Origin of the sequence: Actinophytocola oryzae, from assembly GCF_004364325.1 — a bacterium.
GTDB lineage: Bacteria > Actinomycetota > Actinomycetes > Mycobacteriales > Pseudonocardiaceae > Actinophytocola > Actinophytocola oryzae.
Genome location: NZ_SOCP01000020.1, coordinates 134460 through 155067, shown reverse-complemented (window position 1 = coordinate 155067; position 20608 = coordinate 134460). Strand labels below are relative to the sequence as shown.

The window sequence follows — 20608 nt, the reverse complement described above, 5'->3', positions numbered from 1 at the left end:
GGGCCGGCTCGCGTCCTGACAGCGGGCAGACCAGCCGGAGTCGCTCTGGAGGGCGGAGCGACCCAACGTGGGCGGGCCTGCAGGTGGACCCGCCCACGTCGAGCCGTCAAGCCTCCAGGTCAGTCCTTCGTGGAGAAGGCCGCGTCGAAGGCGCCTTCCGGCTTGTCGAAGAGGTGAGCGCGGATGAAGCTGATCGCTTCCTCCGCCCCGCGCAGGCGGTCCATGCCCGCGTCCTCCCACTCCACCGAGATCGGGCCGTTGTAGCCGATCGAGTTCAGTGCCCGGAACGACTCCTCCCACGGCACGTCGCCGTGGCCCGTGGACACGAAGTCCCAGCCGCGCCTCGGGTCTGCCCAGGCCAGGTGTGAGCCGAGGCGGCCGTTGCGGCCGTCGAAGCGCTTCTTCGTGTCCTTGCAGTCCACGTGGTAGATGCGGTCCGCGAAGTCCAGGATGAAGCCCACCGGGTCGAGGTCCTGCCAGATGAAGTGGGACGGGTCCCAGTTCAGGCCGAACGCCTCGCGGTTGTCCACCGCGGCCAGGGTCTTCTTCGTGGTCCAGTAGTCGTACGCGATCTCGGACGGGTGGACCTCGTGGGCGAAGCGCACCCCCACCTCGTCGAACACGTCCAGGATCGGGTTCCAGCGGCGGGCGAAGTCGGCATAGCCGTCGTCGATCACCTCCTGGGAGACCGGCGGGAACATCGCCACGTACTTCCAGGTCTTCGAGCCCGTGAAGCCGACGACCGTGTTCACGCCCAGCTTCGCCGCCGCCCTCGCGGTGTCGGCCATCTCGGCCGCGGCCCGCTGGCGCACGCCCTCCGCGTCCCCGTCGCCCCAGATTCGGGACGGGATGATGTTCTTGTGGCGTTCGTCGATCGGGTCGTCGCACACCGCCTGGCCTACCAGGTGGTTCGAGATCGTCCACACCTTCAAGCCGTGGCCCGCCAACTGGTCCAGCTTGTTCTGGACGTAGTCGTCCTCCGCCAGTGCCCGGTCGACCTCGAAGTGGTCACCTGAGCAGGCGATCTCCAGCCCGTCGTAGCCCCACTGCGCGGCGAGCTTGCACACCTCCTCGAACGGGAGGTCGGCCCACTGGCCGGTGAACAACGTGACTGGTCGACTCATCGTCGAGCTCCTTCCGAAACTCCCTGCAACTGCAGAAGAAGATTGCGAACATCCGTGGCGGCCACCCGACCGCCCGGCTCGGCGTCGGGGACCGAGCACAGTAGAACCGGGCCGTCGTCGGCACTGATCGGCAGACGGCCGTGCGATCCCATGACGTAGGACGGGTCGAGTGGCACCACCTGCATGGCATACCGCAGGCCGGCCTTCTTGCGCACCAGGTTCAGGCCCGCCTTCGCCTTCGCCAGCTTGTCGGCCGGGTTGAAGAACAGCTCCGCCGGGTCGTAGCCGGGCTTGCGGTGGATCTCCACACCCCTCGCGAAGTCGGGGGCGCGGTCGTCGTCGGTCCAGTAGTAGTAGGTGAACCACGCGTCCGGCTCCGCCGTCACGACCAGCTCGCCCGCGCGGGCGTGGTCGATGCCGTAACGGGCCTGGGCCTCGCGGTCCAGCACCTCGTCGACCCCCGACAGCTCACCCAGCATCGCGGTGACCCTCGGCAGGTCCGCCGGGTCCGCCACGTACACGTGCGCCACCTGGTGGTCGGCGACCGCGAACGCCCTCGACACCCACGGGTCCAGGTACTCCATGCCGTCCTGCGTGTACACCTCGAGCAGGCCCTCGCGGCGGAACAGGCGGTTGACGTCCACCGGACGCCGCACCGGCGTGATGCCGTACTCCGACAGCGCGACCACCGTCGCACCCGCGTTCCTGGCGTCGTCCAGCAGCGGCTTCAGTGCCGCGTCCACGTCGCGGGCCGCTCGCAGCGACTGCGGTGCGTCCGGGCCGAAGCGCTGCAGGTCGTAGTCCAGGTGCGGGACGTACGCCAGGAGCAGGTCCGGACGGTGCTCACGCAGGATCCGCCGCGACGCACCGATGATCCACTCGCTCGACGCCAGCGACGCCGTGGGACCCCAGTACTGGAACAGCGGGAACTCGCCCAGCGCGCCGACCAGGTCGTCGTGCAGTGCGGGTGGGCGCACGTACGCGTCCGGCGACTTGCGGCCGTCCGCGTGGTAGATCGGCCGCGGGGTCACCGTGATGTCCGTGGTGGCGCCCATCGCGTACCACCAGCACACGTTCGCGGCCTGGAAGCCCGGGTTCGCGGCACGGGCGGTCTCCCAGACCTTCTCGCCGGCCACCAGCTTGTTGTGCTGGCGCCACAGGAAGATCTCCCCCAGCTCGCGGAAGTACCACCCGTTGCCGACGATCCCGTGGTCACGGGGCATCGCGCCGGTCAGGAACGTCGACTGCACGCTGCACGTCACCGCGGGCAGCACCGTCCCCAGCTCGGCCTGCCAGCCCGTCTTCGCGAGCGCCGACAGGTTCGGCATGTGCGCCAACAGCTTCGGGGTCAGGCCGACCACGTCGACAACCACCAGCGGTGTCATCGAACTCCTCCCAGCTCGAGCAGGTTCGCCCCGGCCCAGCGCAGCTCCGCGGCGATACCTCTGATCAGTGCCGTGTCGCCGCCGTTACCGGCCGTCTCCGGCAACACGCTCCACGTGTAAGTCTCCACCTCGACGTGCGGCATGTCATCCACTGTGGACTCCAGTGCCGCGATCGCCGTGCGCAGGACGTCGGTCGTCGCCGACAGCGGCGCTGCCGGGCGTGCGTGCAGCGGCACGTGGAAGTGCACGCGCCACGGCTCCCTGCCCGGCAGGTCTGTCATGGCCTCCGGCAGGTCGTCGGCCGCGAGCACCGTGCCGGTCGCCGTGCGCTCGCGGACCTGGTGCAGGTAGCGGGGCTCGGTGAAGTCGGCCAGCGCCGCCCTTGCCTCCTCGCTACCGGGGTTCTCGACCTGCAGCGCGGCCGACGCCTGCACCTTCACGACCGCCAGTCCCGCCGCGTGGATCGACGCGACCGTGGCCGCCGGATCGGCGAAGGACACCGCGAGGTGGCAGGTGTCCAGGCACAGGCCGACATAACGCGGGTCGACGCGTGGCGCGAGCCACGCGACCGCGTCCGCGACGGTGTCCAGCACACAGCCCGGCTCCGGTTCGACCGCGAGCCGGATGGGACGACCACTCGCGGCGGCCATCCCGTCCAGTGCCCCGGTCAGCTCCGCGAACGCGGCGGTCGCGGCCTCGTCGTCCGCGTCGCTCCACGGCGTGCGCCACGCGAGCGGCAGGGTCGATATCGAGCCGTAGGTCGCTGCGTCGGGCAGCAGGTCCCCGAGTACCAGGGCACAGTCGACGGTGTACCGGAGCCGCGCCCTGTCCGTCCACTCAGGACGGTATACCGAGTGCTTGACGACCTCGTCGTGGAAACCGCCGTACGGGAAGGCGTTGAGGGTCCGCACCTCCAGGCCGCGAGCGTCCAGCTCGGCACGCAGCTTCGCACGCAGCTCGGGCGACTCGGCCAGCTCGTGCGCGAGGACGGCGGGCAGCCACAGACCGAGGCCGAGCACGTCCACGCCGACGAGCCTGCGCACCGGCTCGGCGTAGCGGTCGAGCTGCGCCAGCACGCCCGGCAGGTCCTCGGCCGGGTGCACGTTGGTGCAGTAGGAAAGTGGGCTCATGTGTTCCCGCCACCACGCAACACCGAGTTGCCCGCGAACGTCTCCGCCGACGGCGCGAACCCGGGTAGCTCGTCGAGCACCAGCCGGTCGCTCTGCCCGTAGAACTCGACCGGGTTCTGCCACAGCACCTTGTCCACATCGGACTCGGTGAACCCCGCCTCCAGCATCGCGAGCCCGGTCTTGTAGGTCTTCAACGGGTCCGAGCGACCCCAGTCGGCGGCGGAGTTCACGATCATCCGGTCGGTGCCGTACTGCCTGAGGATCGCGACCATCCGGTCCTCGTCCATCTTCGTGTCCGGGTAGATCGAGAAACCCATCCAGCAGCCGGACTCCGCGACGACGCCGACCGTCGGCTCGTTGAGGTGGTCCACGACCACGCGACCCGGCTCGATGCCGGACTCCTTCACCACGTCGAGCGTGCGGCGGGTGCCGACGAGCTTGTCGCGGTGCGGGGTGTGCACGAGCGCGGGTAGCTCGTGCTCGACGGCCATCCGGAGCTGCGCCGCGAAGACCTCGTCCTCCTCGGGGGTCATCGAGTCGTAGCCTAGCTCGCCGACCGCGACCACGCCGTCCTTCGCGAGGTAGCGCGGGAGCACGTCGAGCACCTCGCGGCAGCGGGGATCGTTGGCCTCCTTGGGGTTCAGCCCGATCGTGCAGTGGTGGCGGATGCCGAACTGCGCGGCGCGGAACCGTTCCCAGCCGATCAGCGAGTCGAAGTAGTCCGTGTAGGACGCGACGCTCGTGCGTGGCTGCCCGAGCCAGAACGCGGGCTCGACCAGTGCGCGGACCCCGACGGAGAACATGGCCTCGTAGTCGTCGGTGGTCCGCGAGGTCATGTGGATGTGGGGGTCGAAGATCCTCATGCCCGGGCCTCCAGCAGTGTCACGGCGTCGGCGGGCACCTCGCGCCCGGCGGCCTTGCGTTCTTCGGCGTAGTCGGCGACCATGCGCAGCAGCTCGACGTCCGCCCGCCTGTCCACATCGGACACGGCGGCGAGCGGCACGCCGACGAACAGGCACTTGAGCACGCCGTGGCGCCAGCTGTGGTCGTCGAGGTGACGGGCCGCGAAGCCACCCATCGCGGCGGCGACGAGCCGGATGTCGTTGGTGCGCAACGCGTCCTTGACGAGGTCGAGCCCGGCGTCGACGGTGGTCGCGGGCAGTGCCGCGAGCCCGCGAAGCACGCCGCGGCGCTCGGCGTCGTCGCCGTACCGGTAGAGCCGGGTGATCTCCTCGGCCAGCGGCGCCGGGTCGAGGACCTCGGCCAGCACGGCGAGCAGCCGCGTGCGGGCCAGGTCGTCGACGCTGCCGTGGACGAGGCCCTGGGGATCGGACTCCGGCCGCAGCGGCGCACGGCCGACCTTGCGCCCGACCGCGGGGAACAGGGACGCGACCGACGCCGGCTCGCGGCGTACCTTCTGCTCTGCTTCGACTAACCAGGGATGGTCCACGTTACTCACCCATTCCGGATCGGGCGCCAGCGCGGCACGGAGCGCGGTGAGCGCGCGCGAGGCCACGACCGGCGCCGCGTGGCTGTGCCGCGGCAGCTCAACCGCCGCGACGCCGGTGTAACCGACCTCGCTCAACGCCGCAAGGGTGGCAGGCAGATTGAGCTCGCCCTCGCCGAACTCAAGATGCTCGTGCACCCCGGTGCGCATGTCGTCGAGCTGGACGTTCACGAGGAGGTCGGCGGCCCGCCTGATGCAGGTCGGCGCGTCGACCGGCTCGACGGCGACGCAGTGGCCGACGTCGAGCGTGATACCGAAGTGTGCGGGTGCGCCGAGCTCCTCGCGGAGGCGCAACGCGTCGGACAGGTGCTCGACGAACATCCCGGGCTCCGGCTCGAGTCCGACTGGGACACCGCGGGCGTCCGCCTCGTCGAGCACCTCCCCGATGCCGTCGAGCATCCGCCGCCAGGCGGTCTGGTCGTCCACTGTGGACGGCTTGATCCCCGACCAGAACGACACGCAGTCGGCGCCGAGGTCCGCCGCGATGCGGATAGCCCGGTTGAGGAAGTCGATGCGCCGTTCCGGTTCGTCGCACACGAGGGTCGGGTAGTGCTTGCGGGTGGGGTCGAGCAGGTAGCGGGCGCCGGTCTCGACGACGCTGCGCATGCCGAGCCGGTCGAGCAGGTCGGCGATGTGGTCGACCTGCTTGTCGGTGCCCTCCGCGTAGGGGTCGAGGTGGTTGTGGTCGAGGGTGAGGGCGACGGCGGTGTAGCCGAGGTCGGCGATGACCCGCAAGGCCTCGTCGAGTCGGTGGTTGGCGAAGCCGTTGGTGCCGTAGCCGAGGTGGAAGGTCATGTGGGGCTCACCTTCCTGGCGAGCTTCTTCGCGACCGGGAGTGCCGAGGCGACCACGAGCGCGCCGAGGAGCGACCCGCGACGGGCGGCGAGCGCGGCCTGGAGCGGGACCATGCCGTGGATGCCCGCCATCGTGGCCTTCCGGACCCGCTTGGCCGACGGGTCCTGTGTCGCGTCGTACTGCGGGCGGCCGACCGTGTTGGCGTAGAGCCCGCTGAACGCGAGCGCGCCGAGCCTGTCACGCCAGGTGCGCGCGCCGGTGGCGGCGGCGAGCGCGGTGATGCCGGTGCCCGCGAGCACGGCGTTGGCGGTGGCCGTGGTCGCGCCGTGCACCTCGCCCCTGGACAGGGCGGTGACGCCGAGGGTGTGGCCGCCCACGGCGATGGCGCTGGGCAAGGCCTGTCTGGTGTTGCCGTCGGCGCCCATGAGGACGTCGAACGCGCGGCACGCGGCCATCGCCGCCGGGCCCGCCGCGGTGTTCTTGAGGACGGTGTCGTAGGCCCAGACCGCGAGCGCGAGGGGAAGGGCCACCCCGAGGGTGCCGCGGCCGCCGGCGGCACGGGCCAGGCCCAGACCCGCGGCGGTGAGCCCGCCGGCGACCGCGAGCGCTTGCCCGGGGCTGACGCGCCCGGAGGGGATGGGCCGCTCGGGGCGCTCGACGGCGTCGAGCTCGCGGTCGGCCCAGTCGTTGAGGGCCATGCCGGCCCAGTAGAAGGAGACCGAGGAGAGAGGGAGGAGGAGTCGCCTACCGCGCAGGGGCCTGCCTGCCGCGGCGGCCCCGGCGACCGTGTCGCCGAGGACGGTGAGCGCGGCGGGTGCCCTCACGAGCTGGAGGTAGGCCTTCATGCCGGCCTCCGGCCCGAGTGTCGACGAGTGGCTCCGCTCATGACAGGTCCTGGGCCCACTTCGTGAGCATCTCCGTCTGCTGGGCGAACCGGTGCTCGTCGGTGGCGACGGGGTCCTTGAAGAAGAAGGCGAGCGCGGCCAGCGGACCGGCCTGCCCGTCGGCGTGGGCCGCGGCCACGAGCCGCGTCAGGTCGAGGATCAGTGGCGCGGCGAGGGAGGAGTCCAGGCCCGTCCACGTGAACTGCAGGTTCATGCGCGCGCCGAGGAAGCCCTCGAAGGACACGTGGTCCCACGCCGTCTTCTGCTCGCCGAGGTCGGGCACGTTGTCGATGTGCAGGGGCGCGGTGACGCCCTCGCCCAGCAGCGCCGCGAGACCGCGTGCCTTGGACTCCAGCTTGCCGCGTGCCTGCTCGGGGTCGCCGAGGTTGGCGCCGTCACCACCCCCGAGGAGGTTGGTGCCCGCCCACGAGCGGACCCGCAACGCCCGGGACGTGAACATGGGTGCCAGTACCGTCCGCAGCAGCGTCTCGCCCGTCTTGCCGTCCGAGCCCGCGTACGGGAGTCCCTTGGACACGGCCAGCTCGTGCAGTGCGGGCAGGCGGACGCTCGGCGACGGCGTGAAGTCCACGAACGCGCAGCCCGCCAGCAGCGCCGCGTAGGCCATCAGTGAGCTGGGTGGCAGCACCGCCCGGGACGGGTCGGACAACGCCTCTTCCAGCAGGGCGAGAGAGGCGTGCTCTGGCACGGACGGCACCGGGGGTTCGGTCGACGACACGTTGACGACCACGACGCGGTCCAGACCATGGGCCGCGCGGAACGCCTCGAGGTCGCCGACGAGGCGTGCCACGGCATCGGACTGCGGGCCGGTGTGGGTGGCCGGGTGGTAGCCGTCGCGGATGTGGGCGTCGACGGCCCGCAGGCCGCTCGCCACGGCGGACAGGACCCGGTGCGGGACAAGGCCTGCCTCGGCCAGCTGCTCGGCGCGTTTCTCCAGTGGCGTGTGGACGATGTCGTGGCCGCCGACGACGATCTCGTCCCACGCGGGCAGCGGCACGCCCGCGAACTCGGGTCTCTCCGTCACGCACCCGACCGGCTCGACGAGCTTGGCACGTAACGCCAGTAAGCCGACCACAGCCGTCGTGGCCACGGAGCCCCTTGCCCCGATCAGCCACAAACCCGTTCCCGACATCAATCCTCCTACAGGGTGATCCCGGTGGGCCGGCAGCCGCTGCATTGCGTTGCCGACCCACCAGGTGTCTCGACACCCAGTTAACGGGCGTTCACCGCGTGGGGCAATACCGCCACCCCAAGCACTGTTCAAAGTTGCGGCCGACCTCCGTTGGCAACATCACTCACCTCGGGAAAGCACGGTCCGCCGGCCTGCTTCGAACAGTGCTTGTCCCGTTGATCGAGTCGGTGACCGCGCGCGCGTCGCGCTCCAGCACCGTCCGAATGTCCGCGTCACCGACGAGGGTCTCGTCAGTCACGAGGGTGACGAACGTGCCGAGGAACCGCGTCGCCTTCTCGTCGTTCCCGTTCGCCTCGGCCTTGCGGATCTTGGTCAGCAGACTGTTCAGCTGCTTGTACGCCGACAGCGACAACCTGTTGGTCGCACGGAACCGCGTCAGCAGCTGCCCGAGGTCCCGCGTCGACGTGGTGGTGGCGAACGTGAGCGACTGGCTCGTCACGTTCCCCGCCGTGTCGGTCGCCGAGACCGCGAACCCGTGCGTGCCGAGCGGCAGCTGGTACAGCGCCACCAGCCGGCCGGACTCGACGGCGGAACCGTCGAGGGCACCGGTCACCGAGGCCACCCCGGACGTGGCGTCCTCCGCGTGCCACGAGAAGACCACGTCGGAGGCGTCACCGTAGATGTACCCGTCCGCGACACCGGCCACCATGAGCGTCGGCTTCGTGCCGTCGATCTTGATGGTCGCCGCCTTCACGGCCTCGGAGTTCCCGACCTCGTCGAGCGCGTGGTACAGCAGCGTGTGCTCGCCGTCGCCGGTCACGTTCACCGTGCCGGTATAGCGGGTCCACTGTCCACCGTCCACCTTGTACTCGATGAAGTCGACGCCCTGGCCCTCGTCGGTGGCGGTCAGCGACACCGGGACGGTGCCCGGGTGCCAGCCACCCGCCGCGGGCGGGGCGAACGTCGCCGTGCTGACCGGCGCCGCCTCGTCCACGATCTCCTTGAGCTGGACGTTGCGGAACCACACGTCGTCGCCGTCACCGTGGTTCTGGAGGCCGACGAACCCCTGCGTGAGATCACGGGCCGGGTCGGTGCTGGTGAAGTCGTTGATCAGCGCACCGTTGAGGTAGACCTTGATGGTCTGCCCGACCACCACGATCTCGTAGGAGTTCCACTGCCCCGGCGGCCGGAGCGCGGCGTCCCGGGCCGGGATGTCCGCCGCCTTGAACGTGTAGATCGAACCGGTGGTCCGGTCCTCCGCGTCCGTGGCGTCGATCTGCACCTCGTAGCCCTGGTTCACCGCGATCCACGGGTCGGTGCTCGCGTCGGGGTAGCCGACGAAGACACCCGAGTTGTCGTCGCCTGCCAGCTTCCAGTCGAGCTTGAGGCTGTAGGCGTTGAACTCGTCGTCGTACGACAGCAGACCGAGACCGCCGAAGGTCCGGATGCTGCAGTCGTCCTGCAGCTCGAAACTGCCTGGCCCGGAGTGCGTCCAGTTCTCGAGGCTCGCCGCCGTGCCGTCGAACAGCGCGGTGTAGCCGTCCTCCGGGGTGAACGGCTGGCACTCGGTCGGCCCGCTGCCGCCGCCGACGACGCCGGGACCCTCGACCTGGATGTCGTCCACGTCGAACAGACCGCCGCCGTTGCCGTTGAACACCAGGTAGAGCGGCCCGGTGCCACCCGGGTCGGTGATCGGCGCGGGTGCGAGGTCGACGTAGTTGTCCGGGCTGCCGGTCGGCGGCACGGTCGCCGTCTGCACCACCGGTCCGTCCACCGCGTTCTTGTGCACGGTGATCGTGCCGCCGGGACCGCCGGCGCTGACCCGGTAGCCGATCGCGTCGACGCCGGTCAGGTTCACCGGGTCGAACTTGATCCAGTCACCCGGGTCGATGTAGCCGACCCGCTTGCCGCCGCTCGCGCCGTCCGCGTTGACGATCTGGATGCCGTTGTGCTCGGTGAAGAACTCGGCCTGCTTCAGCTTGGGCTGGAGCGTGACCTCGTCCTGGCCGAGCAGCGGCGGCGCGTCACCGGAGCCGTTGTCGGTGTAGCTCGCGTGGATGACGCCGAACACGTTGGCGTCCGCGCCGTGGCCCTCGTCGGCCGGCGTGGTGATCGTGCCCTCGCACCCGGTCGCCCGCGAGAGCGGATGGCCGTGGTTGTCGTGGCCGAGGATGTACTCCACGGTCACCTTCGAGCAGTCGATCGTGCCGTCCTCGGGGTCGGTCACCTGCACCGTGAACGGCACCGTGTCACCGAAGCCGAAGAACCCGCCGTCGACCGGGGTCTGCAGGGTCACCGTCGGCGCGGTGTTGCCCGCCGTCACGACGACACTCGCCGCGCCGGTCAGCCCGGTCGGGTCGGTCACCGACAGCTTCGCCGAGTACTGGCCGGGAGTGTCGTAGGTGTGCGAGACCGGGCCCTCCTCGGTGGAGTCCGTGGTGCCGTCACCGTCGAAGTCCCACGCGTAGGAGAGATCCCCGCCGTCCTCGTCGGTGGCCGTCGGGGTGAAGGTCACCGTCAGCGGCGCCGGACCGGACGTCTTGTCCGCCGCCACCGACACCTGCGGTGTCCGGTTGCCCTTGGTGTAGTCGATCCGGTACACGGCGGAGTCCGCCGCGCCGCCGAAGTAGCCGCTGCCGTAGTCGAGCACGTACAGCGAGCCGTCCGGCCCGAACTCGAGGTTCATCGGGCGGGTCAGCGTCATCGAGTCGAAGAACGGCTCGATCGCGCCGTGCTCACCGTTCGGACCCACGTCGATCGTGTGGATCCAGCCGCGGTCCCACTCGTAGGCGAAGTTCTTGCCGTCGTAGTACTCGGGGAACTTCGTCATCGACTCGAGGTTCGGGTCGAAGTGGTACACCGGGCCGCCCATCGGCGACTCGCCGCCGGTGCCGAACTCGGGCACCGAGCCGCCGTCGTACGGGATCCACGCCGCGATGGCGGGCGGCAGGTCGACCAGGCCAGTGTTGTTCGGGCTGTTGTTCTTCGGCGCGGCGCAGTCGAACGGCTGACCCGACGTGCTGGTGGCGAAGTCGTAGTCGACGAACGGCTGGTTGTCACCGACGCAGTACGGCCACCCGTAGTTGCCCGGTCCCTTCAGCAGGTCGAACTCGACCGTGCCGCCAGGACCGCGGGCCGGGTCGGCAGCACCGGCGTCCGGGCCGTAGTTGCCGAGGTAGATCCACCCGTTCGTCCTGTCGACGGACATCCGGAACGGATTGCGGAAGCCCATCGCGTAGATCTCGGGGCGGGTCTTCTCGGTGCCCGGCGGGAACAGGTTGCCGTCCGGGACCGTGTAGCTGCCGTCCTCGCCGACGGTGATCCGCAGGACCTTGCCGCGCAGGTCGTTCGTGTTGCCGGACGTGCGCTGCGCGTCGAACGCGGGGTTGCGGTCGGCCCGCTCGTCGATCGGCGTGAAGCCGTCGGACTCGAACGGGTCGGTGTCGTCGCCGGTGGACATCAGCAGGTTGCCTGCGCCGTCGAAGTCGATCTCACCGCCGACGTGGCAGCAGCGGCCACGGTCGGTGTTGACCTGCATGATCCGCTGCTCGCTGGCGAGGTCGATCGTGCCGGTGCCGTTCTCGCCGTCGACGAACTTGAACCGCGACAGCTGGTTGTAGCCGTGGAACGGCGCGAAGTCAGCGGCGGTGCCACCGGAGGGCGCGTCGCCGGGCGGGGTGTCCAGCGGCGGGGCGTAGTAGGTGTACACCCAGTGGTTCTCGGCGAAGTTCGGGTCGATCGCGACGCCCTGCAGGCCGTCCTCGTCGTGGTTGTAGACGGGGATCGTGCCCGCGAGCGTGGTCGTGGCCTCCGGGGAGGTCAGCCAGATCCGGCCGTCGCGTGAGGTGTGGATGACCCGGCGGTCCGGCAGCACGGCCAGCGCCATCGGCTCACCGGTGACCTCCTCACCCTTGGCCAGGGTGATCTGGTCGAAGTCGGCGTCGGTCGGCGGCTCGGCCGGGTCAGTCGAGGTGGGCGAGCAGTCACCCTGCGCGAGCCCGGCGGCGTACTCGATGCCACCCGTCAGCTGCGCGAGGAAGTTCGGCTCGGTGTAGGACTCCTTGGTGTGGCCGAGGCCCGTGTACCAGGACCGGCCCTGCTCCTGGGTGTGGCACCAGGTGATCGGGTGGTCGCCCATCGCGTCGCCGCCGGGGCTGTAGCTGGTCTCGTTCAGCTCGGCGAGCACCCTGACGTTCTCGCGGGGGTTGGTCCGGTAGTTGTACCACTCGTCCGTGCGCGTCCAGTGGTCCGGCAGTGACGCCGTGGACGGGTGGGAGTGGTCGACCACGTCGACGGTGGCCTGCTGGATCGCGGGGTGCGACTTGAACCACGCCCCGACGAGCTCGCCGTAGAAGGGCCAGTCGTACTCGGTGTCGGCGGCCGCGTGGACACCCGCGTACCCGCCGCCGGCGTCGACGTAGCCCTCGAACGCGGCCTGCTGCTCGGCGTTCAGCACGTCGCCGGTCGTGGAGAGGAAGACGACCGCGGCGAAGCGGGAGAGGTTGTCCGTGGTGAAGGCGGCGGCGTCCTCGGTGGCCTCGACGTGGAAGTCGTTCTGCTCACCGAGCGCCTGGATGGCGGCGATTCCGTCCGGGATGGAGTCGTGCCGGAAGCCCGCGGTCTTGGAGAACACCAGGACAGTGGTGTCGTGTCGCACGGAGACTGGTTCGGCCGACGCTGCCCCGACGCCGGTGTACATCGCGAGGGCCGCGACCCCGAAAAGGGCCGCTCCGCGTAATCCCCGCCTCACCCCTGGTGGTTTAACCGTGTACTTACTCGTGCCGTGACGATGCACTGGTACTTTTCTCCTTGTCTCACCGAAATGGGGACCGCGAGAAGGACTGGCTCCTTTCCGTGTTCGCGGCGTCGCCTGACGTGCCGGTCGGGCGACGCCGCATTCTTCTTTCTGGTCTCAGCGAGTACCGAAAAGGTGCTCTAGTGCCAGCTGGTCCAGTTTCTCCACCTTCGCACCGCGAAGTGCCGCTTGTTCCAGGTCGAACTCCTCCGAGCGCAGGTCGGCCAGGCTCTCGCCGTCCGCGAGGGTCGGGGTGGACAGCTCACCGACACGGGCGTCCGCGAACGCCGCCGCGACCTCCGGGTCCGCCCGGAACGCCGCTGCGCGCTCCGCGAAGATCAGGTAGTTGCGCATGCAGGCCCTGGCCGACTCCCAGACACCGGACTCGTCCTCGATCCGCCCCGGCTTGAAGTCGAAGTGCCTCGGCCCGTCGTAGCCCTCGTGCTCCAGCAGGTCGACCAGCAGGAACGCGGTCTTCACGTCCCCGTTGCCGAACCGCAGGTCCTGGTCGTAGCGCGGGCCGTTCTGGCCGTTCAGGTCGATGTGGAACAGCTTCTTGTGCCACAGCGCCTGGGCATACCCGTGCACGACGGACATACCGGCCATCTGCTCGTGCCCGACCTCGGGGTTGAGGCCAACCCGGTCCGGCTCCTCCAGCTCGCCGATGAACGCGATCGCGTGTCCGATCGTCGGCAGGAAGACGTTGCCCCGGGGCTCGTTGGGCTTGGGCTCCAGGGCGAAGCGGATGTCGTAGCCCTGCTCGCGCACGTAGGCGCACAGGATGTCGAGCGCCTCCTTGTAGCGGTCGAGCGAGGCGCGGACGTCCTTCGCCACGTCGGACTCGGAGCCCTCGCGGCCACCCCAGAGCACGTAGGTCTTGGCGCCCAGCTCGGCCGCGAGGTCCAGGTTGCGCAGGACCTTGCGGAGTGCGTAGCGCCGGACGTCCCGGTCGTTCGCGGTGAGCGCGCCCTCCTTGAACACCGGGTGGCTGAACAGGTTGGTCGTGGCCATCGGCACGATCAGCCCGGTGGCGTCGAGCGCCTTGCGGAAGCTCGAGATCTTCGCCTCTCGGTCGGTTTCGGGCGAGCCGAGCCCGAACAGGTCGTCGTCGTGGAACGTGACGCCGTAGGCGCCCAGCTCGGCGAGCTTCTCCACGGCGTAGGCCGGGTCCATCGGCTCGCGGGTGGCGACCCCGAACGGGTCCACACCCTGCCAGCCGACGGTCCACAACCCGAAGCTGAACCGGTGCTCCGGGCGTGGGGTGTAATCGGTGCTCATTGGCTCACTCCGCCCCTGCGCTCAGACGTCGTCTTCCCTCGTCGCGTGCTCGACACTCGTTCCTCGCGCCTGCGCGCCCTCCTCAGTCCAGACGACGCCCGCTCCGGGGCTCCACTCGCGTTCATTGGCTCGCTCCGCCCCTGCGCTCAGACGTCGTCTTCCCTCGTCGCGTGCTCGACACTCGTTCCTCGCGCCTGCGCGCGCTCCTCAGTCCAGACGACGCCCGCTCCGGGGCTCCACTCGCGTTCATGCGGAAATCTCCGTCCACTGTGAACCGTTCTCGGCACTCCTTTCTACTGCGCCGAGCACCCGCTGCACCTGGAGCCCGTCCGCAAAGGACGGTGCTGGGTTCACCCCGTCGTGTATCGCCCGCAGGAAATCGACCACTTCGTGGGTGAATGTGTGTTCGTAGCCGAGGAGGTGTCCCGGCGGCCACCACGCGCCGACGTAGGGGTGTGTTGGCTCCGTCACGAGAATTCGCCGGAAGCCCGCCTCGTCGGCCGGCTGTGCGCCGTCGAAGAACCACAGCTCGTTCATGTCCTCGAAGCCGAACCGAAGGCTGCCCAGGGACCCGTTGATCTCCACGGACATGCCGTTCTTGCGGCCCAGCGCGAACCTTGTGGCCTCGTATGTCGCGATCGCACCATTGGCGAACCGTCCGAAGAAGACGGCCGCGTCGTCGACCGTCACGTCATCGAGGTCACCCGAGCCACCCTCGACCGGCCGCTTGCCGACGAAGGTCTTCGTGAGCGCCGAGACACCCGTCAGCAGGTCGCCGACGAGGTACTGCGTCGCGTCGACGATGTGCGCGCCGAGGTCGCCGAGCGAACCGGAACCTGCCTTGTCCTTGCGCAGCCGCCACGTCATCGGCGCGTCGGCGTCGGTGAGCCAGTCCTGCAGGTACAGCGCACGGACGTGGCGGATCTCACCGAGGCGGCCCGCCTCGATCAGCTTGCGTGCGTAGGCGATCGCAGGCACGCGGCGGTAGTTGAAGGCCACCATCGAGCGCACGCCGCGCTCCTTGGCCGCCTCCGCCGCGGCGGTCATCGCCTCCGCCTCGTCGACGGTGTTCGCCAGCGGCTTCTCACACAGCACGTGCTTGCCCGCCTCCAGCGCCGCGATGGCGATCTCGGCGTGTGAGTCGCCCGGCGTGCAGACGTCCACGATCTGCACGCCGGGCGAGTTGACCAGCTCACGCCAGTCGGTCTGCACGCTGGTCCACCCGAACTTCGCCGCGGCCGCCTTGGTGCGCGCGAGGTCACGCCCACCGAGCACGGCGAGTTCCGGTGTCACCGGCAGGTCGAAGAACCGGTGCGCGGACCGCCACGCGTGTGAGTGCACCGCACCCATGAACGCGTGGCCGACCATGCCGACCCCGATCCGTCCCCCGCTGCCCTCTGTCATCTCACCCTCCGTTGGTCAATCAAGGAAGTACGCGCTGACGCACCCGCTACTTGTCGGTGATCAGGAGTCGAAGCCGACGTCCGAGTAGTCGTCGACGTTCTCCTTGGTGACGACGGCCGAGTACGTCGTGATGAACGCCGGGATCTCGTGCTCGGCCATGTCCGCGGGGCCCTTCGACTGACCGAGCAGACGGGCGAGCGAGACGGCGGACGACGCCATCGACGGGCTGTAGAGCACGGTCGCCTTGATGACCTTGTTGTCGGCCTTGATGATGTCCATCATGTTCTTCGAGCCGGCGCCGCCGACCATGATGAACTCGCTGCGGCCCGCGGAGTCGATCGCCGCCATGACGCCAATGCCCTGGTCGTCGTCGTGGTTCCACAGCGCGTCGATCTTGCTGGCGCCCTGCAGCAGGTTCGCCGTCTGCTTCTCACCGGACTCCGCCGTGAACTCCGCGGCGACACGCGGGCCGACCGAGAACCCGTTCTTGGTGAGCGCGTCCTTGTAGCCCTTGCTGCGTTCCTGCGTCAGCGGCAGCGAGTCGATGCCCGCGATCTCACCGATGACCGGGCTCGAGACGCCCTTGGTCTTCATCTGCTCGGCGATGTAGAGACCGGCGTTGTAGCCCATGCGGTAGTTGTCGCCACCGATCCACGTGCGGTACGCGGTCGGGGTGTCGAAGACGCGGTCCAGGTTGATCACCGGGACGCCCGCGTCCATCGCCTCCTGACCTGCCGCGGTGAGCGCCTTGCCGTCGTGCGGCAGGATCACGAGGACGTCGACCTTGTCGGCGACCAGCGACTCGACCTGGGCGATCTGCTGGTTGACGTCGTTCGTGCCCTCGGTGGCCTTGAACGTGACGTCCTCGAACGCCTCGGCCTGCGCCTTGGCGTTCTTGGTGATGGCCGCGATCCAGCCGTGGTCGGCCGCGGGGGCGGCGAAGCCGATCGTGACCTGCTTGCCCTTCTTGGCATTGTCCGTGCCGCCCTGCGCGACCTGCTTCGGCTCGTCGGCGCCGGACTCGTTGGAGGTGCACGCTGCGGCGGCGACCGTGACGCCGAGGGCGCCCGCACCGAGCAGGAATCGACGGCGTGCCAGGGATGGGTCCATTGTGGGTGTACTCCCTTGTACTGAGGTCGGACGGGGGATTTTCTTCGTGGCGGGGAAGGAGAACTACGTTTTCGAGCCGCGGCGGGAGGTCAGCGTCTGCAGCAGCACGGCGCCGACGATGATCACGCCCTTGGCGATGTTCTGGATGTCGGTCTCGAGGTTGTTCTGGGTGAAGATGCTGTTCACGACGGTGAAGATCAGCACGCCGATGAGAGTGCCGATCAGCGTGCCGCGACCGCCGGTCAGCAGCGTGCCGCCGATCACGACCGCCGCGATGGCGTCCAGTTCGTAGAACATGCCGTTGGTCGAGGCACCCGATGTGGTGCGGGCGACGACCATGATCGCGGCGATGCCGCAGCACAGGCCGGCGAGTGCGTACACCAACGCCGTGTGGCCCTTGACGTTGATGCCCGCGAGGCGCGCGGCCTCTGAGTTGCCGCCGATCGCGAACGTGCGGCGGCCGAAGGTGGTGCGGTTCAACAGGACCCAGCCGACCGCGAACACGACGGCGAGCATCCAGATCAGCACCGGGATGCCGAGGAAGTCACCTCGGAAGAAGTCGTTGAAGCCCTGCTCCCTGACGACCTGGGTCTGCCGCTCGGAAAGCCGCTCGGCCAGACCGCGTGCCGACGCGTACATGGCGAGCGTCGCGATGAACGGCACGATCTTGCCGTAGGAGACGAGCACGCCGTTGATGAGTCCCGCGCCGAGGCCCACCAGCAGCGCGCACAGCACCATGATCCACGGGCCGTACTCCTGCGTGGCCAGGGTCGTCATCCACACGCTCGACAACGCGACCATCGACCCGACCGACAGGTCGATGCCACCCGAGATGATCACGAACGTCATGCCGACGGAGACCACGCCGATCGCCGACGCCAGGCGCAACATGATGGAGATGTTGGTCTCGCCGAGGAAGTCCGAGTTGAGGGCGTAACCCACGATGCACAGCGCGACGAGCACGCCGATGAGGATCGTCAGCCGGATGTCCAGCGGGAACCCACCGGACTTCTTGGGCGGGGCCGTCTGCACCGCGGGTGGCCGATCGTCCACAGTGGATGCCGACTTCTCGCTCACGTCACTCACACCACTACCTCGCTACCTTCCATCACCATGTCCAAAATGGACGCCTCGGTGAGATCCTTTGCCGGTGCCTCGGTGAGCACCCGTCCCTCCCGCATGACGAGCACGCGGTCGGACAGCCCGAGCACCTCGGGCACCTCGCTGGAGACCAGCACCACGGCCACCCCGGCCGCGGCGAGTTCGTGGATCAGCCGGTACAGCTCTGCCCGCGCGCCGACGTCGACGCCCCGGGTCGGCTCGTCGAGCAGCAGCACCTTGCAGTCACGCACGAGCCAGCGCGCGACGACCGCCTTCTGCTGGTTGCCGCCGGAGAACGTGCGCACGAGCCTGCGCGGGTCGGCCGGTCGCATGTCGAGGCGCTCGAGCGTGGCACGCGAGTCCTTCAGCTCCCGGCTCCGGTCGGTGAACCCGGCCCGGCTGTACTCCGGCAGGCTCGCGAGCGTCACGTTGTTCGCCACCGACTGGTCGAGCAGCAGGGCCTGGCTCTTGCGCTCCTCCGGCGCGAGACCGACCCCGGCTCGCACCGCGGCGGCCACACTGCCTGCCCGTAGGCGCTTCCCGTTCACCCACACCGAGCCCGCGTCGGACTTCCGCGCCCCGTAGACGGTCTCGAGCACCTCACTGCGGCCCGCACCGACCAGCCCCGCGATGCCGACGATCTCGCCTGCCCGCACGGTGAAGCCGACGTCCTCGAACTCGCCCTTGCGGGACAGCCCCTCGACGCGCAGCACCTCGTTCCCCTCGTCGACGGTGGTCGCCTCGCGGAGCGGGAACACCGTCTCCACCATGCGGCCGGACATGAGGTTCACGAGGTCGGCGGTCGGGGTGTCGGCCGCCAGGTTCGTGCCGACCGTGCGGCCGTCCTTGAGGACGGTGACCCGGTCGCCGATGCGGCGGATCTCCTCGAGGCGGTGGGAGATGTAGACGACCGCGACGCCGTCGTTGGTAAGGTCCTCGACGACGCGGAACAGGTTGTTCACCTCGTCGGCGGCGAGTGCGGCGGTCGGCTCGTCCATGACGATCAGCCGCGCGTCGTGTGCGAGCGCGCGGGCCATCGACACGAGCTGCTGACCGGCGGCCGACAGCATGCCCACCTCGCGGCCCGGCGGGATCTCCGGGTGGCCGAGGCGGCGCATCAGCTCACGGGCCTGGCGGCGTGCCGAGCCCCGGTTCGAGAAGCCGAACCTCGACGGCTCGTGACCGAGGAAGATGTTCTCCGCCACCGACAGGCCGTCGACGAGGTCCAGCTCCTGGTACATGGTCGCGATGCCGAGCTGCAGCGCCGCGTCCGGCGAGCCGAGCGTGGCGGGCTGGCCGCGCCACCGGATCTCACCCTCGTCCGGTTGGTGCGCGCCGGACAGGACCTTGATCAGCGTCGACTTGCCCGCGCCGTTCTGGCCGAGCAGGCAGTGCACCTCCCCGGCGCGGACCTCCAGGTCCACCCCGTCCAACGCGCGTACGCCGGGAAAGATCTTGACGATGCCGGCCATCGTCAAGAGGGCTTCGTCGTTGACTTCACTCATGCCGACCCCTCGCCCGCTCCGTGACACCGGGACGCTCCGCAGGCTCCGCTACCCCGGCGCCCTCCGCAGCCGAGGTGCCGACCTGAACATCGATGACTCGCTCCGCAAGCTGCGCTCATGCAGGCGCCTCCTCCTCGGTGGCCTGGACAACAGGTACGACTGTGGGGTCCTCCAGGACCCGGCGAAGCGACGCCAGCGCGCCGCCGGTGGTCGCCGCGGTGAAGCCGAGCCGCGAGCCGACGACCTTCGCGCCACCCGCGCCCGGTGCGAGGACGTGGGCCACGACCTGGTTGCGGATCGGCTCGACCAGCCACTCGGGCAGCGCGGCGAAGTAACCGCCGAGCACCACCACCGAGGGGTTGAGCAGGTTCACCAGGTACGAGACCCCGAGCCCGAGCGCGACGCCGATCTGGTGCAACGCGTCGAGCGTGCGCCGGTCCTGCGCTCCCGCACGGGCGCGGATCATGCGCATGCGCTGGTCGAGATCGAGTGCCGGGTCGCGGATCGGGTCGTCCGGGTCGGCACACGCGTGCAGCAGCGCGCCGAGCCCGACCTGGGTCTCCCAGCAGCCGCGGCGGCCGCACGAGCAGTACGGGCCGAGCGGGTCGATCGCCATGTGCCCGATCTCGCCGGCGAACCCGCCGACACCCCGCACGAGCCGCCCACCTGCGACGACCCCGCCGCCGATGCCGAAGTCGCCGGTCAGGTAGACGAGGTCGGAGACGTCCATGGTCGACAGCTCGGCCATCGCGCCGAGGTTCGCGTCGTTCTCGACGACGATCTGGTCGAGCGGCAGGTCGGTGCGCGCGGCCAGGCCGTCGGCGACCGCGACGTCACGCCAGCGCAGCCTCGGCGAGAACGGGACCGTGCCCGCGTTCGTGTCGACGAGACCGGGTACCGAGACGGTGACGCCGATGGCGTTCTTGAGACCGGCCATCGCCTCGTTGGCGACCAGCGCGAGCTGGTCGAGCGCGCGTTCCGGGCCGATCCCGGGGACGTCGACCACGACCTTGCGGTGGACGAGCACCTCGCCGCTCAGGTCGGTGACGAGCGCGCCGACGTGTCCGACGTGCACGTCGAGCCCGACACCGCACACGCTGTCCGGCCGCAGGTCGACGAGCTGACCCGGCCTGCCCTGCCCGCCCGCGCTGACACCGGCGTCGTGCACGAGCCCGCGTGCCTCGAGGTCGGTGACGAGGCTCGAGACGGTGGCCTTGGAGAGCCCGGAGCGGACGGCGAGCTGAGCGCGCGACAGTGCACCGTGCTCCCGGAGGGTGCGCACGAGCAGCGCGAGGTTCCCTCGACGCAGACCGGCCTGGTCTGCCGGGCGGCTCTGGCCCACCGGTGCTCCACTTCGTTGAGTGCCCGATCGAAGACCGGTGCTGCAACTCACAAAGTAAGGTGCCTCAGGGGGACATTGGTCCGCAATAGTCCGATCGG

At 69.7% G+C, this 20608-nt stretch carries 14 protein-coding genes; all 14 read right to left on the bottom strand.

Going from position 1 to position 20608, the window contains the following annotated elements:
• Positions 1–119: 119 nt before the first annotated feature.
• The 14 genes from CLV71_RS38305 to CLV71_RS38240 all read right to left on the bottom strand — a co-directional run bounded on the left by CLV71_RS38305 (position 120) and on the right by CLV71_RS38240 (position 20510).
• A complete protein-coding gene (locus tag CLV71_RS38305) occupies positions 120–1124 on the bottom strand; it encodes a sugar phosphate isomerase/epimerase family protein (RefSeq protein ID WP_133907805.1) in 1005 nt (334 codons plus the stop codon).
• Positions 1121–2509: an alkaline phosphatase family protein gene (locus CLV71_RS38300; RefSeq protein WP_133907804.1), complete on the bottom strand. Its 1389-nt coding sequence runs from the start codon at positions 2507–2509 to the stop codon at positions 1121–1123. The genes CLV71_RS38305 and CLV71_RS38300 overlap by 4 nt, the downstream gene beginning before the upstream one ends.
• On the bottom strand, positions 2506–3639 hold the full coding sequence (eboE, locus tag CLV71_RS38295; RefSeq protein ID WP_133907803.1) for a metabolite traffic protein EboE: 1134 nt from the start codon (positions 3637–3639) through the stop codon (positions 2506–2508). Before eboE ends, CLV71_RS38300 begins: the two co-directional genes overlap by 4 nt.
• Positions 3636–4502 carry a TatD family hydrolase gene (locus CLV71_RS38290; RefSeq protein WP_133907802.1) on the bottom strand — a complete coding sequence of 289 codons (867 nt, stop codon included), beginning with the start codon at positions 4500–4502 and terminating at the stop codon, positions 3636–3638. Before CLV71_RS38290 ends, eboE begins: the two co-directional genes overlap by 4 nt.
• Positions 4499–5941, bottom strand: a complete 1443-nt coding sequence (locus CLV71_RS38285) for an EboA domain-containing protein (RefSeq protein WP_133907801.1) — start codon at positions 5939–5941, stop codon at positions 4499–4501. Before CLV71_RS38285 ends, CLV71_RS38290 begins: the two co-directional genes overlap by 4 nt.
• A complete protein-coding gene (locus tag CLV71_RS38280; RefSeq protein WP_133907800.1) occupies positions 5938–6786 on the bottom strand; it encodes an SCO3242 family prenyltransferase in 849 nt (282 codons plus the stop codon). Before CLV71_RS38280 ends, CLV71_RS38285 begins: the two co-directional genes overlap by 4 nt.
• 37 nt (positions 6787–6823) lie before the next feature.
• The gene (locus tag CLV71_RS38275) at positions 6824–7975 is read right to left on the bottom strand and encodes an inositol-3-phosphate synthase (RefSeq protein WP_133907799.1); all 1152 of its coding nucleotides are present in this window, start codon (positions 7973–7975) and stop codon (positions 6824–6826) included.
• A gap of 163 nt (positions 7976–8138) precedes the next feature.
• Positions 8139–12674, bottom strand: coding sequence for a ThuA domain-containing protein (locus tag CLV71_RS38270; protein ID WP_133907879.1), 4536 nt, complete (start codon positions 12672–12674; stop codon positions 8139–8141).
• Positions 12675–12887: 213 nt separating this feature from the next.
• Positions 12888–14048 carry a xylose isomerase gene (gene xylA, locus CLV71_RS38265; protein WP_133907798.1) on the bottom strand — a complete coding sequence of 387 codons (1161 nt, stop codon included), beginning with the start codon at positions 14046–14048 and terminating at the stop codon, positions 12888–12890.
• Positions 14049–14294: 246 nt separating this feature from the next.
• Complete coding sequence (locus CLV71_RS38260) at positions 14295–15452, bottom strand: Gfo/Idh/MocA family protein (RefSeq protein ID WP_133907797.1); 1158 nt, start codon at positions 15450–15452, stop codon at positions 14295–14297.
• Between the two features lie 60 nt (positions 15453–15512).
• Entirely contained in the window at positions 15513–16562 is a 1050-nt protein-coding gene (locus CLV71_RS38255; protein ID WP_133907796.1) for a substrate-binding domain-containing protein, read from the bottom strand.
• 63 nt (positions 16563–16625) lie between these two features.
• Complete coding sequence (locus tag CLV71_RS38250) at positions 16626–17594, bottom strand: ABC transporter permease (RefSeq protein WP_243867178.1); 969 nt, start codon at positions 17592–17594, stop codon at positions 16626–16628.
• Between the two features lie 50 nt (positions 17595–17644).
• The gene (locus CLV71_RS38245; RefSeq protein ID WP_243867171.1) at positions 17645–19168 is read right to left on the bottom strand and encodes a sugar ABC transporter ATP-binding protein; all 1524 of its coding nucleotides are present in this window, start codon (positions 19166–19168) and stop codon (positions 17645–17647) included.
• 115 nt (positions 19169–19283) lie between these two features.
• Complete coding sequence (locus tag CLV71_RS38240; protein WP_133907795.1) at positions 19284–20510, bottom strand: ROK family transcriptional regulator; 1227 nt, start codon at positions 20508–20510, stop codon at positions 19284–19286.
• Between the last annotated feature and the right edge of the window lie 98 nt (positions 20511–20608).